Source organism: Synechococcus sp. MU1617 (genome assembly GCF_020514235.1).
In the GTDB taxonomy this organism is placed as follows: Bacteria; Cyanobacteriota; Cyanobacteriia; order PCC-6307; family Cyanobiaceae; genus Parasynechococcus.
Genome location: NZ_VTLB01000001.1, coordinates 681,533 through 692,291, shown reverse-complemented (window position 1 = coordinate 692,291; position 10,759 = coordinate 681,533). Strand labels below are relative to the sequence as shown.

The window sequence follows — 10,759 nt, the reverse complement described above, 5'->3', positions numbered from 1 at the left end:
GTAGGCCGTTGGGAGAAGAAGAATGCCGGACCAGCCGACAAAAACGAAGCGGTCGCGCTTGAGCCAGTCATCGAGGACGTCAAACCATCCCCGCTGTGGCGCGCGTCCTACAGCGATCGTCATGAGAGGTGAACGGTGCGGAAAGCCGCAGGCTGTGGGATACGCCGCGACCTTAACAATCTTCAAGCGACCTGCGGGGCTGATTTGCGTGAGCTGAAACCCGCTGTATCGCTCTGTTTCTTAGGGATTTTTTCCTATTCCGTCGTCGGAGCCATTCTGCGGTCACAATGGCGCTTCGTTCTGGCTGGGTCATGTCCGCAGCAGTGCTCGAGCAACCCGTGCTCGGCTCCCGTCGTCTCTCGAATTTTTTGGTGGCCTCTGCCGTCACGATCGGGGGCGTGGGCTTCCTCCTGGCTTCTCTCTCGAGCTACCTCGGTCGCGACCTGCTTCCTTTGGGGCATCCCGCTGCGCTGGTGTTTGTGCCGCAGGGGTTGGTGATGGGCTTGTACAGCCTTGCTGCGGCGTTGCTGGCCACCTACCTCTGGTATGTGATCGCTGTGAATGTTGGTGGCGGCAGCAATCGCTTTGATAAGGATGCCGGTGTAGTGACCATCAGCCGCCGCGGTTTCCGCAAACCCGTTCTGGTGGAAATTCCGCTCAAAGACGTCAAGGCGGTGAAGGTGGAGGTGCGTGACGGCTTCAATGCCCGACGCCGGGTCGCCCTGAGAATCCAAGGACGCCGTGACATGCCTCTCACCCGCGTTGGTGAACCGCTTCCCTTGGCGCAGCTGGAGAAGGACGGTGCTGAACTTGCCCGCTTCCTGGGCGTCAACCTTGAGGGCCTTTGATCCGATGCGTCGTCTTCGTTCCTTGACGCTGCTGCTGCTCATCCCGTTGTTGGTGAGTTGCAGTCCTTCCCCGCGTGCTTCGGTGGTGACGGGTTGTGCCGACGCTCAGGCGGCCTGCCTGCAGGGGCTGGCCACCGTCACCATGCAGACGAGCCAGGGCGAGTTCACGATTGAGGTGAACGGCGATGCCGCTCCCCTCACCTCCGGAAATTTCATTGATCTGGTGCGGCGCGGGACCTACGACGGAACGATGTTCCACCGCGTTGTTCGCGAGCCCGTCCCCTTCGTGGTGCAGGGGGGCGATCCGCAATCCAGTGATCGATCGGTTCCCCTGGGGCAGCTCGGTACCGGCAGTTTTGTGGATCCCGATAACGGTCAGGCGCGGATGATTCCGCTTGAGATCAAGTTCCGATCCGAGCCGCAGCCCCGTTACAGCCGGGTCAGTACCAATCCGGCTGAACTTGATGGTCTGGAGTTGCCCCATGAGCGTGGGGCGGTGGCCATGGCCCGCTCCCAGGCTCCTGATTCCGCCAGCGCCCAGTTCTACGTGGCATTGCGTCCCTTGCCGGAACTCGACGGTCGTTACGCGGTCTTCGGCCGTGTCGTGAATGGCATGGAAGTGGTTGATGCGATCCAGCAAGGAGATCGCATCACCAAGGCTGTATTAACTGAGTGAACTCAGGCCGGCACGCGGTTCTGGCTTGGGGACACTTTCAGCATTTCCGTGTTGACGCCTGAGGCTCGCTCAAGCGCAACCTTGCCGGTGCGCGCGATTTCGAGAATGCCGAAGGGGGCCATCAACCGTTCAAGGGCCACCAGCTTCCCGGGATCCCCAACCACTTCCAGGGTCAGGGCTTCATCGGCCACGTCTACAACCTTGGCCCTGAACACCTGAACGAGTTCGATCACGGCGCCCCGGGATGCTGCCGGTGCTGAAACTTTGAGCAGCATCAGCTCGCGCTCCACTGCTGGCCGCTGGGTCAGGTCGAGGACCTGAAGCACATTCACCAATTTGTCCAGCTGTTTGGTCATCTGCTGGAGCGTTTGGTCATCGCCCTCCACCACCATCGTCAGGCGCGACTGTCCTTCGGCTTCTGCTGGGCCGACGGCCAGGCTGTCGATGTTGAAGCCGCGTCGGGCGAAGAGTCCTGCGATCCGGCTCAGTGCGCCGGATTCGTCCTCAACCACCACCGAAAGGGTGTGTTTCATCGCCGCTGGTCGTCCCCTGCCGGTCTGGTCCTCCCAAGTTACGGTCCAGCCAGGGCAACAACACAGCCAGGAAGCGATCGGGCGCTTCGTCGTGGGGGCAATGACCGCAGTGATCCAGCACCTTCAGCTCGAGTTCAGAGTGGCTGGCGGCTACGGATTCCCCAATGGCTAGGGGCACAAATCGATCCTGACGGCCCCAGATCAGAAGCATGGGTGACCGCAGTTGTTCGAGCAGTGCAGGGGCTGTAGCGCCACGGGGACGGTTGGCCATGCCCAAGCTCATCCCCCTCAGGGCCCTGGCGGCTGTGGGGCGCCGGGCAGGGCGGGCAATCAGCTGCAGCAGCTCTGGGTCGGATTGGATCGATTGCCAATAGGCCCCCTGAAGCCCGGCTTTGAGTAAGCCAGTGCGCGCAATCAAGGGCACCACAAGCTCAAGCGGAAGCAAGTGCAGCACCAGTGCGAGCAGGCGCCGCTGCCAACGCCGCCGCCAGGGAGCCCGTCGTTTCGGCAGCGGTTGAATCAGGGCAGGGTCCGGCAGGGGCGCGGCGACCACCGCCCGCACCCGGTTCGGCGCTAACACCGCGGCGGTGAGCGCTGTTAGGCCCCCCAGGGAATTGCCGATCACCACCGCTGGCCCCTGCACCACCTGATCGAGGAATGCACACGCCTGCAGTGCCCAGAGCCGGTTATCCATCGGCCGCGCCGGCTGGGCGGATTGACCGAAACCCAGCAGGTCCAGGCTGTAGACCCGCCAGCCCTGATCAGCCAGGCGCGGCGCGCAGTGGCGCCAGTGTCCGCTGGCAGCGCCGAAACCGTGCAACAGCAGCAGGGCAGGGCCCGCTTCAGGGCCGCTGACCCGCCAGTGGCAGGGCCAGCCTCTCCACGTCCAGGAGCTCTGGACACCCCACTCGGCAGTCTGGACAGCAGCAGGCGGCACCCTTCTGACCTCAACCGATCATCACTATCGCGAAGGTTTGGCTGAGCTCAGCCTTGGCCCAGGCTTTTTCAGGTCCGAGTCGCGTCCGGCCCGGGACCTGTCGGTGTTGCTGGCCCGTCACCAGATCCTCCACGCCACGCAGCCCCTGCGCTGGCTTGATCTGATGGCCGGTTGCGGGATCCGGGCCCTGCGCTGGGGGTTGGAGGCGCTGGGCAACCCGTCCGTTGAGACACAGCTCTGGATCAACGATGGGGATCCAGATCGGCTGCCGCTGATCCAGGCCAATGTGCAGGGGCTGGAGTGTGCAACTCGGCTCACAGCAGATGCCGCAGACCTGCTGCTGCACCGGTCGATTGTTCAGCGCCACTGGTTCGATTTCATCGACCTTGATGCCTTCGGTTCTCCTGGGCCTCTGATTCAGCCGGCGCTCCAGGCCCTTCGCTTCGACGGCTTGTTGTTTCTGGCCTCCACGGATGGCCGGTCCCCCACCGGCCATGACCGGCCGGGCGCAATCCGCAGTCTTGGAGCCGCCGCTCGCGTCCACCCTTCCAGCTGGGAAATGGCCCTGCGTCAGCAGATCGGGCTGGTGGCGCGGCAAGCCTGGATGCTGGGGCGCGGACTGCAGCCGCTGTTCAGCTTCAGTGAAGGCCGCACCTTTCGTCTGGCCCTGCGCCTGCGGCGCCAGATTCCAGCGGGCGATGAACAGAAGCTTGGGCTGGTGGCCCGTTGCGAAAGCTGCGGTGCCCAACGGGTGCAGCCTCTGCTGAAGCTCAGCGGCTGGCCGGCCTGTGACTGCGCGGCTGGACAGGGGCGGTGGAGCATCAGCGGCCCGTTGTGGATCGGTCCCTTGCAGGAGCCGCAGCTTTTGCAGCAGCTGCTTGCCGATGCTCAGCAGCTGGGGAGTCAGCAAATCAGCCCCGCCACGCTTCGGCTGATGCAGCGCCTGCAGGCGGATCCCGGCGATCGCCCCACGGTCTGGCCCACCGATGAGCTGGCCCGGCGGCTGGGTATCGGCGGGCCGCCAGCGCTGAGGCCATTGGTGAAGGCGCTCCAGGCCGCGGGCTATCGCGCCAGTGCAAGCGGCGTCATGGCAGGGCAGGTGCGAACCGATGCTGAATTACCGAAGCTGTTACAGATCTGCACCAGCCTGCGGGGGGAAGGGATTTAAATGGGCGGGTGATCGCTTTGCCCAGACCATGGCTGCTGAGATTTTTGGAACTGCTGCGATCTTCTGGGTGTTGATTCCCATCGGCCTCGCTGGCGGTGCTCTGCTGCTGAAACTGCAGGGCGAAGACTGAAGCAGTCGCTTCGAAGCTGGGCCCATTAGGCTCCCCTCTTCGTAAGGAAGGCGCCGATGCAAGTGCTTGTGGTGGGTGGCACGGGCACCCTGGGACGACAGATCGCCCGTCGTGCTCTTGATGCCGGCCACCAGGTGCGCTGCATGGTGCGGACCCCTCGTAAAGCTGCCTTCCTGCAGGAATGGGGTTGTGAACTGACCCGGGGTGACCTGTTGGAGCCCGACAGCCTCGATTACGCCCTCGAGGGCATGGATGCGGTGATCGATGCATCCACCAGTCGCCCCAACGACCCCCGCAGCATTTACGAAACGGATTGGGACGGAAAGCTCAATCTGCTTCATGCCTGTGATCGAGCAGGGTTGAAGCGTTTTGTCTTTCTCTCCTTGCTGGGCGCCCATCAGCACCGCGACGTTCCCTTGATGGACATCAAGGCCTGCACGGAGAAACTGCTGGAGTCGTCGGATCTCGACTACACGATCCTTCAGGGTGCTGCCTTCATGCAGGGGGTGATCAGTCAGTTCGCCATTCCTGTTCTGGAGAGCCAGACCGTGTGGGTCAGTGGCAGCCCCACGGCCATTGCCTACATGAACACTCAGGACATGGCCCGCTTCGCCGTTGCGGCACTCGAGCGTGAAGAAACCGTGCGGGGCACTTACCCCGTTGTTGGCCCCAAGGCCTGGAACACCGGTGAACTGGTGCAGCTCTGTGAACGCTGCAGTGGCAGGACGGCCCGCGTGTTTCGGGTGCAGCCCTTCCTGATCAACCTGATGCAGGGGGTGGCCTCCTTCTTTGAACCTGCCGTCAACGTGGCGGAGCGGTTGGCTTTTGCGGAGGTCACCGGTAGCGGTCAGACCCTGGATGCCCCCATGCAAAACAGCTATGCCGCCTTCGGTCTTGAGGCCTCGGAAACCACGGACATGGAGGCCTACATCGGTGAGTACTACGACACGATCCTGAAGCGCCTGCGCGAGATGGAAGCCGATCTCGACAAGGACGCGAAGAAAAAGCTGCCCTTCTGAGCCTTGATCCCTCTTGGTTCTTTTGTACTATCGCCTCAATTGATCCTTTTCTGATGGCTGTCGCTCAGCTCAAAAATCTGCAGCGGCGTCTGCAGTTGTTGTCGGATGAGGCGGAACAGGGCCTCAACCGCGTTTGCGGCCATGAGCTGTGGAAGTCGGTGGGTCCTGATGCGGTGGATGGTATGGCGGATCCCGACCGACGGGCCGAGGCCAACTACTGGTATGGCCAGTGGAATGTTGTGCGTGAGCTGCAGGAGGCAATCGGCTGATGGCGGAGTCGTGCTGTTCGTCCCCAGTGCCGCAGTCTCTGGATCAAACCCAGGCGGTTGAAGCCCGCTATGGAGCTGCTGCCCAAGAGCAGGAAGCCTGCCTTTGCACCCCGGTCGGCTTCGACCCTGCCCTGCTCAGGGTGATTCCGGAAGCTGTTATTGAGCGTGATTACGGCTGTGGTGATCCCACCCGTTGGGTGAAGCAGGGGGACCGCGTGCTCGATCTGGGGAGCGGCAGCGGCAAAAACGCCTTCATTTGCAGCCAAATTGTCGGGCCATCCGGCAGTGTCACCGGTGTGGATCGCAACGCCGACATGCTGGCCCTGTCGCGAGAGGCGATCCCGGTTGTTGCCTCAGCCGTGGGCTTCGACAACGTCTGTTTTGTTGATGGAGCCATCGAAGCCCTGGATGCCCCCACGGCTTCAGGTGAACCCCTGATCGCTGACGGTTCGATCGAAGTGGTGCTGAGCAACTGTGTGCTCAACCTGGTGAATCCATCGGCGCGGGACAGGCTCCTTGCCAACATTCGCCGGGTCCTGGCCCCCGGTGGTCGCGTCGCTATCAGCGACATCGTTTGCGATCAAGTGGTGCCACTGCGTTTGCAGCAAGACCCTGATCTCTGGAGCGGCTGCATCAGCGGCGCCTGGCAAGAGCAGGCCTTCCTGGAGGCATTCGAAGCTCTTGGCTTTGAGCAGGTTCGCTACGCCGATCGCAGCGAGCAGCCCTGGCGTGTGGTTGAGGGTATTGAATTCCGGGCGGTCACCCTCGTCGGCGCCCTCCCCGCCGAGGCCCAGCGCTCGAGCTGCTTCTGATCAGGCGGTTCAGCCGTTCCTGTTCGGCGGCAGTCACCGCACGCCAAGTACCGGGTTGAAGGCCCGCTAGGTCCAGCGGTGGACCGTTGTCCATCAAGTCGATGCAGCAGCGCACCAAACGCAACGTTGGCAGGCCAACAGCCGCTGTCATTCGGCGCACTTGCCGGTTGCGTCCCTCGGTGAGGGACAGCTGTAGCCAACTTGTGGGAATCGCAGCGCGGTAACGAATTGGAGGGGTTCTGTTGGGCAACTGCGGTTGCTCCTGACCCTGAAGCCATTGCGCCTTCGCTGGCAAGGTGCGGCGACCCTGAACCACAACCCCATCGCGAAGCTGTTGCAGTTGATCGGTATTGGGGGTTCCTTCCACCTGTGCCCAGTAGCTGCGCCAGTGGCCAAAGCGAGGGTCAGTGAGGCGCTGTTGCAGTCGGCCGTTGCTGGTGAGGATGAGCAGCCCCTCGCTGTCGGCGTCGAGCCGTCCTGCGGCATACACCTCCGGCACATCAACAAAGTCGCTCAGGCAACGCCAGCGGCTTCCCTCCTCCGGCGTGAATTGACTCAAAACCCCGAAAGGTTTGTTCAGCAGCAGCGTCGTCAAGTCAGCTTGCGTTTTCGCGCATCCTCCACAGGTTGACCACGCCGATGGAGATCAGCAGCAGGCCGAGATCCAGGCTCAACGGGGGGAGAATCACGGCAGTGGGTGTGTGTCGGCGTTGGAGCCTAAGGGCTGTGTTCTCTCTGCGGTGTGCAAGTGGCCTTCTAAACTGACTCCAGCAAGACAGAACTGGCCACCAGCGCATGATCGAAACCTCGGGCGTGATCGAGAAGGAACAGGGAAACGGGTTCTATCTGGTCACCCTCGAGCAGCCTGCTGGTCACCAATGTCTCTGCAGAGCCGCTGGAAAGCTCACCAAGTTCCGGATCAAATTGCTCGCTGGTGACAAGGTGCTTGTGGAGATCAGCCCCTACGACCTCACCCGCGGCCGAATCACCTACCGCGAGCGCAACGCTGGCGCCCCCGGCGGTCGTCCCGGCGGTAATCGCCCCGGTGGTCCCCGCCGTCGCTGAGAGCCGCTGCCCTCAGACGGCAGCCTGAAGACAAGCTTCAATCGCAGCTTTGAACTCACTGCGTTGCTTCACGCCGCGCCACTGCTTCACCATGGCCTTGTTGTGGAAGAGCTGCACCGTGGGTGTGCCGTTGACTCCGGCCTGTTCGGCAATCTCTTGATCCGCTTCGATATCGATGACAACGGCTTGGGCGGATCCACCAAGTTCTTGAATCACCCGCTGCAGTTGGGGCTTCAGTACGTGGCAAGGTCCGCAGCTGGGTGAGGTGTAAATCACCAGCAGAGGCTTTGAGCTGTCGTGATACAGCTTGCGCAGGGCAAAGCTTCCCTTCTGCCACTGAGCTTGGGGGTCGTAGGTGGCTTCTGTGGTCACATCCACATTCACAGGACGTTCCGCCACCGCCGGCTCCACGTCCTCACGCTGCACCCTGGTAGCCAGGTTGTGGTGACTCAGCCAGCGCTCTGCTGCCAAGGCCGCTTTGCACCCACTGCCAGCTGCGGTGATGCCCTGTCGCCATTCGGCATCGGCCACATCACCGGCCGCGAAGACGCCTTCCATGGACGTTTCCGGCCGTCCCGTTTCCGTTTTCAGATAACCCTTCCCGTCCAGATCCAGTTGCCCCTGAAGCAGATCGGTGTTGGGGGTATGTCCGATGGCATAGAAGAGTCCTTTGACCGAGAGGGTGGTTGAGCTGCCCTTAATGCGATTGAGCAGGGTCATCGACTGCATCCAGTCGTCCCCGCTCACGTCGTCGATTTCGCTGTTCCAGTGCACCGTGATCGCGTCGTTGGCCAACACCCGATCAGCCATGGCGGCGCTGGCGCGGAGTTTGTCGGAGCGCACCACCAGATGCACATGGCTTCCGTATTTGGTCAAGTACACCGCCTCTTCACAGGCGGAGTCGCCGCCGCCCACCACGGCGAGTTCCTCGTTACGGAACTGCGGTGTGGCGCCGTCACAGATCGCGCAGGCGCTGATGCCCTTGCTCCAGAAGGTTTCTTCCGAGGGAAGTTGGAGGCGGTTGGCACTGGCTCCGGTGGCAATCACCAGGGCGTGGGTGCGGATGGTCTGACCTTCGACCTCAATGCGATAGGGCCTGGCGCTGAGATCAATGCCGTCGGCATCTGCTTCCAGCAGGTGGGTGCCCCACCGCACCGCCTGGGACTTCATCAAGTCCATCAGATCGGGCCCGAGCACACCATCAGGGAAGCCCGGAAAATTTTCAACATGGGTGGTGGTCATCAACTGGCCGCCAGGGATGCCGCCGCGTTGAAATCCAGTGATTAGCAGTGGTTGCAGGTTGGCCCGTGCTGCGTAGATGGCAGCTGTGTAACCGGCTGGTCCTGAGCCAACGATGACCAGATTTTCGATGCGATCCGTACCGGCTTGACCCACCGCTTAAGCGAACTGACTATGAGTTAAATCTAAAGCCCTGCCGGAGCCTGCGCGAGAAAAGGCTTGAAGACGAATGAATGCGATTCAGAAGAATTTAAGAAAAGATTCAGATTTCAACTTGTGAGTCGTTCGATGTGGGGTCGTGAATCGGGCGTCGTTTGCTTGGGTTGCGCGGAACTGCCAAAACATTGGCCTCAAGCATCTCCACGTTTTCGCCAATGCATGTGATCCATTCGCAGAATTCTTGCGTTATCGCATAACTGTCTTCATAGCGCTCTTCCTTGTCCAGCACTGCGATGCGAGTGGATGCCCAGCCCGTTGCAACGACGATCCGGCGTTCCATTGCAGCATCCATGATTGTCTCCTCGATGTTGATCAGGTTGGCGGATCGGGGGCCCCATTCGGCCGTCCATTTGCACAAATTCGCATTTTCCTCTGGCCAATGCTGTGCTCAGTGCTGCAAAAAAGCGGGCAATTCCGGCGTTTTCAGCCGGATGACAGCGCCGGCTCCGTCCTCCACCGCTTCCAGGGGAAGGCTTGGTCCGCGCCAGGCTCCAACCCCCGGCTGCTCGTCCTCGGCCTCCTGCTCAAGAGGGCGAAGCACATAGGGCTCGGCCACCGACCATGAGCGGGCGTAGTCCATCAGCAGTGGGTCCGCTGGAGCAAAGACGAAGGAGGCTTCCCTGGGAATGGCTTCGCGGGCGGCCAGTTCGGGGGTCATCCGCACGGCTCGGGTGATGCCCTGCACAAAACGGCTTCGGGTCACCACGGTGGTCAGGTAGGCCACCACCCGCAGGCGTGGTGCATCAAAACCTTCCGCGCACATATCGATGCTCACCAGCCAATCGGCGTTACCGCTTTGGAAGGCGTTCAAGCGTTCCGTTGCTTGGGGGCTCTGGGAATGGATCAACTCCACCCGGTTGCCGTCGTCAATCAACACTCGGCTGATGGCCTCGGCGTGGCTGATGTCGCGGGCGATCACAAGGCCAGCAGCCTGCGGCTGCCGCTCGCGCAACTGATTCAGCTTCTGCTGGGCGCGCAGCAGAACCTGCTGGCCAATGCTGCTGCTGTCGGCCAGGCGGATGGCGCGACGCAGGTTGCGCGCGCGCCAGCTTTCCCGTTGTTCAGCCGATAGGGGCGAAACGTCGCGGTCGGGTTGTCCTTCGCGGCTGTGTTCCACCCAGCCGTCCTGAAAGCGGAACTCCAGGGGGCGCACATCCCCTGCGGCGATCAAGTCCCTGGGTTCAACGCAGAGGTCCGGACGGATTTGCTCAACCCACCCACCGTCATCCAGCCGCACGCGCATGCGCCGGGCGGCGCAGAACGCCAGGTTGTCGGCACGAAAGGGGGTGCCCGTGAGCCCCAGGCGCAGCCGCACGCTGCTGGTGATCTCCAGAAAGGTCTGCCCCCAGGCGGTGGCGTCCGGCTCGTCGGGATCAACGCCGAGATGGTGGGCCTCATCGGCGATCGCCATGCAGGCGCTCAGGTCCCATTGCGCGAGCCGTGCCCCCAGAGCCTCACGCTGGCGACCGGCACCCTGATAGGTCACCAACAAACCATCGGCTCCCTGGCTTTGCTCCGGCGGGCAGGGCCACTCCTCCAGCCGCAAGTCAAGACGCGCCGCGGCGGTTTTCCACTGGTTGAGGATTGAGGTTCGGTGGCAAAAGACCACGAAATGGTCCAGCCGGCCTTGATCGCGCATGGCCCGGAATCCCAGCAAGGCCCCGAGGGTTTTGCCTGCCCCTGGGCCTGCAAACACCAACAGGTCGCGGCTGCTGCCCCCAAGCTCGAGCCTGCGCCGCAGCAGCTGGATCAGCTGTTGCTGCCACTGCCGGGGTTGGACGGTGGAGCGGCTGAGCTCGGCTTTGTGCGTTCCCGGGAGGTTGAAGCTGACGGCTGAGATATCA

Annotated in this window: 14 protein-coding genes and 1 pseudogene; 8 read left to right on the top strand and 7 right to left on the bottom strand. The window is 62.3% G+C overall.

The features are described from left to right. Nucleotides 1-123, bottom strand: a pseudogene (locus FZZ90_RS03875) (photosystem II D2 protein (photosystem q(a) protein)); the annotation flags it as partial. 188 nt (nucleotides 124-311) lie between these two features. On the opposite strand from FZZ90_RS03875, the gene FZZ90_RS03870 reads away from it, so the two are divergent. Together FZZ90_RS03870 and FZZ90_RS03865 are read left to right on the top strand one after the other, a co-directional pair. Further along, nucleotides 312-848 carry a photosystem I assembly protein Ycf4 gene (locus FZZ90_RS03870; protein ID WP_115009215.1) on the top strand — a complete coding sequence of 179 codons (537 nt, stop codon included), beginning with the start codon at nucleotides 312-314 and terminating at the stop codon, nucleotides 846-848. Nucleotides 849-852: 4 nt separating this feature from the next. Further along, the gene (locus FZZ90_RS03865; protein ID WP_226424414.1) at nucleotides 853-1,524 is read left to right on the top strand and encodes a peptidylprolyl isomerase; all 672 of its coding nucleotides are present in this window, start codon (nucleotides 853-855) and stop codon (nucleotides 1,522-1,524) included. 2 nt (nucleotides 1,525-1,526) lie between these two features. Here the strand turns inward: FZZ90_RS03865 and ilvN are convergent, their stop codons facing one another. Both ilvN and FZZ90_RS03855 read right to left on the bottom strand, forming a co-directional pair. Beyond that, entirely contained in the window at nucleotides 1,527-2,057 is a 531-nt protein-coding gene (gene ilvN, locus FZZ90_RS03860) for an acetolactate synthase small subunit (RefSeq protein ID WP_226411007.1), read from the bottom strand. Beyond that, complete coding sequence (locus FZZ90_RS03855) at nucleotides 2,029-2,994, bottom strand: alpha/beta fold hydrolase (protein ID WP_226424413.1); 966 nt, start codon at nucleotides 2,992-2,994, stop codon at nucleotides 2,029-2,031. Before FZZ90_RS03855 ends, ilvN begins: the two co-directional genes overlap by 29 nt. A 37-nt stretch (nucleotides 2,995-3,031) precedes the next feature. On the opposite strand from FZZ90_RS03855, the gene FZZ90_RS03850 reads away from it, so the two are divergent. Genes FZZ90_RS03850 through FZZ90_RS03830 form a run of 5 tightly spaced genes read left to right on the top strand, consistent with a single transcriptional unit; the run spans nucleotide 3,032 to nucleotide 6,392 of the window. After that, a complete protein-coding gene (locus tag FZZ90_RS03850; RefSeq protein ID WP_226424412.1) occupies nucleotides 3,032-4,162 on the top strand; it encodes a N2,N2-dimethylguanosine tRNA methyltransferase in 1,131 nt (376 codons plus the stop codon). 28 nt (nucleotides 4,163-4,190) lie between these two features. Next, on the top strand, nucleotides 4,191-4,292 hold the full coding sequence (gene petM, locus FZZ90_RS03845) for a cytochrome b6-f complex subunit PetM (RefSeq protein ID WP_226424411.1): 102 nt from the start codon (nucleotides 4,191-4,193) through the stop codon (nucleotides 4,290-4,292). 56 nt (nucleotides 4,293-4,348) lie between these two features. Beyond that, a complete protein-coding gene (locus FZZ90_RS03840) occupies nucleotides 4,349-5,311 on the top strand; it encodes an NAD(P)H-binding protein (RefSeq protein ID WP_226424410.1) in 963 nt (320 codons plus the stop codon). A gap of 53 nt (nucleotides 5,312-5,364) precedes the next feature. Beyond that, a complete protein-coding gene (locus FZZ90_RS03835; RefSeq protein WP_011364934.1) occupies nucleotides 5,365-5,580 on the top strand; it encodes a hypothetical protein in 216 nt (71 codons plus the stop codon). Beyond that, nucleotides 5,580-6,392: a methyltransferase domain-containing protein gene (locus tag FZZ90_RS03830; protein WP_226424409.1), complete on the top strand. Its 813-nt coding sequence runs from the start codon at nucleotides 5,580-5,582 to the stop codon at nucleotides 6,390-6,392. Before FZZ90_RS03835 ends, FZZ90_RS03830 begins: the two co-directional genes overlap by 1 nt. Here FZZ90_RS03830 and FZZ90_RS03825 read toward each other — a convergent pair. After that, nucleotides 6,340-6,987: a pseudouridine synthase gene (locus tag FZZ90_RS03825; protein ID WP_226424408.1), complete on the bottom strand. Its 648-nt coding sequence runs from the start codon at nucleotides 6,985-6,987 to the stop codon at nucleotides 6,340-6,342. The two genes, FZZ90_RS03830 and FZZ90_RS03825, sit on opposite strands and share 53 nt — an antisense overlap. Nucleotides 6,988-7,187: 200 nt before the next feature. On the opposite strand from FZZ90_RS03825, the gene infA reads away from it, so the two are divergent. Further along, the gene (gene infA, locus FZZ90_RS03820) at nucleotides 7,188-7,457 is read left to right on the top strand and encodes a translation initiation factor IF-1 (RefSeq protein WP_006041809.1); all 270 of its coding nucleotides are present in this window, start codon (nucleotides 7,188-7,190) and stop codon (nucleotides 7,455-7,457) included. Nucleotides 7,458-7,469: 12 nt separating this feature from the next. On the opposite strand, the gene trxB is transcribed toward infA, so the two are convergent. From trxB to FZZ90_RS03805, 3 genes are all read right to left on the bottom strand, one after another. Next, the gene (trxB, locus tag FZZ90_RS03815) at nucleotides 7,470-8,852 is read right to left on the bottom strand and encodes a thioredoxin-disulfide reductase (RefSeq protein WP_226424407.1); all 1,383 of its coding nucleotides are present in this window, start codon (nucleotides 8,850-8,852) and stop codon (nucleotides 7,470-7,472) included. A gap of 106 nt (nucleotides 8,853-8,958) precedes the next feature. Continuing rightward, entirely contained in the window at nucleotides 8,959-9,207 is a 249-nt protein-coding gene (locus FZZ90_RS03810) for a hypothetical protein (RefSeq protein ID WP_226399074.1), read from the bottom strand. A 96-nt stretch (nucleotides 9,208-9,303) separates the two neighbouring features. Beyond that, complete coding sequence (locus FZZ90_RS03805; RefSeq protein ID WP_370631026.1) at nucleotides 9,304-10,659, bottom strand: DEAD/DEAH box helicase; 1,356 nt, start codon at nucleotides 10,657-10,659, stop codon at nucleotides 9,304-9,306. Nucleotides 10,660-10,759 lie beyond the last annotated feature (100 nt).

Excerpts from the sequence above, each read along its gene's own strand:
- FZZ90_RS03870 (WP_115009215.1), top strand. The coding sequence starts at position 312 with ATGTCCGCAGCAGTGCTCGAGCAACCCGTGCTCGGCTCCCGTCGTCTC.
- FZZ90_RS03810 (WP_226399074.1), bottom strand. The coding sequence starts at position 9,207 with ATGGATGCTGCAATGGAACGCCGGATCGTCGTTGCAACGGGCTGGGCA.
- FZZ90_RS03840 (WP_226424410.1), top strand. The coding sequence starts at position 4,349 with ATGCAAGTGCTTGTGGTGGGTGGCACGGGCACCCTGGGACGACAGATC.
- ilvN (WP_226411007.1), bottom strand. The coding sequence starts at position 2,057 with ATGAAACACACCCTTTCGGTGGTGGTTGAGGACGAATCCGGCGCACTG.
- FZZ90_RS03835 (WP_011364934.1), top strand. The coding sequence starts at position 5,365 with ATGGCTGTCGCTCAGCTCAAAAATCTGCAGCGGCGTCTGCAGTTGTTG.
- infA (WP_006041809.1), top strand. The coding sequence starts at position 7,188 with ATGATCGAAACCTCGGGCGTGATCGAGAAGGAACAGGGAAACGGGTTC.
- FZZ90_RS03830 (WP_226424409.1), top strand. The coding sequence starts at position 5,580 with ATGGCGGAGTCGTGCTGTTCGTCCCCAGTGCCGCAGTCTCTGGATCAA.
- FZZ90_RS03865 (WP_226424414.1), top strand. The coding sequence starts at position 853 with ATGCGTCGTCTTCGTTCCTTGACGCTGCTGCTGCTCATCCCGTTGTTG.
- petM (WP_226424411.1), top strand. The coding sequence starts at position 4,191 with ATGGCTGCTGAGATTTTTGGAACTGCTGCGATCTTCTGGGTGTTGATT.